This window comes from Pseudomonas sp. MYb13 (genome assembly GCF_002980075.1).
Classification (GTDB): domain Bacteria; phylum Pseudomonadota; class Gammaproteobacteria; order Pseudomonadales; family Pseudomonadaceae; genus Aquipseudomonas; species Aquipseudomonas lurida.
In genome coordinates this window covers 1-1,193 of record NZ_PCQI01000041.1, presented here as the reverse complement: position 1 = coordinate 1,193, position 1,193 = coordinate 1, and the positions used below count along the sequence as shown (strand labels likewise).

The 1,193-nt window shown below is 64.1% G+C and carries 1 protein-coding gene; it reads right to left on the bottom strand.

The annotated features are described in order from the left end of the window. The coding region (locus tag CQ002_RS28055; RefSeq protein WP_146117492.1) for an amino acid adenylation domain-containing protein at positions 1–1,193 on the bottom strand (1,193 nt) is incomplete at both ends.

The window sequence follows — 1,193 nt, the reverse complement described above, 5'->3', positions numbered from 1 at the left end:
GCCACCAGCTGTTTGCCGGTCGGCCCGTCCTGGGCGACCACCACGGTTTCACCGACGTTGTCCTGTTCGCGCAAGCGCGCCTCGATCTCGCCCAGCTCGATCCGGAAGCCCCGGATTTTCACCTGATGGTCGACACGGCCGAGGTAATCCACCACTCCATCCGGGCGGCCACGGGTCAGGTCGCCGCTGCGGTACACGCGGCTCCCGGGCTTGCCGTACGGGTCTGGTACGAAGCGCTCGGCGGTCAGTGCCGGACGCTCCAGGTAACCGCGCGCCACGCCCTCGCCGCCCAGGTACAACTCACCGGCCACACCGATCGGTTGCAGGTTGAGTTGCGAGTCCAGCACGTAGCCGCTGCGGTTGCCCAACAGCGTGCCGATGGGGGCGTAGACCGCACCGCATGGGTCGCCCTTGCGCGCCTTCCACAGCAGTGGCGTAACCACGGTTTCCGTCGGGCCGTAGCCGTTGAACAGGTAGGTCGGCTTGAGTGCGCGCCAAGCCAGGTCGTAACTCGCCTGGGCAACAGCGTCACCGCCAAAGCAGTAAACACGTACCTTCGGCGGGTTGCCGTCACGCTCGGCGTGCTCGGCCAGTTGTTGCAGGTACACCGGCGGGAACACGGCCATGGTCACGTTGTGACGATGCATTTGCTGGTAGGTGTATTCCGGCAGCCACAGGCTGTCATCGCGGATCAGCACGCTGGCACCGTTGATCAGCGGGTGCATCCAGCCTTCATGGGAGCCGTCGAAGGCGAAGGACATGAAGTGCAGTTCACAGTCTGCCGGACTGGTTTCATAGCGCTCGCCGGTGGCAATGATGTGCGCCACCAATGGGCCGTGGGACACCGCCACGCCCTTGGGCATGCCGGTGGAGCCGGAGGTGTAGATCACGTAGGCGAGGTTGTCGCCGTCCAGTTTTACGTCAGGTGCATCGTCGCTGTAATCGACCCAGGTTTCAGTACGGTCAATCGCCAGGGAATCCAATCCTTCGGGAATCGGCAGTTGCTGCAACGCGCTGGTGTGGGTCAGCAACAACTTCGCGCGGCTGTCCTGCATCATGTACAGCAGGCGATCGCGCGGGTATTCGATGTCCAGCGGCACGTAGACGCCACCGGCTTTCATTACCGCCAGGAACGCCACCATGATTTCGGCACTGCGCGGCATGGCGATGGCCACGCGCACTTCCGGGCCGAC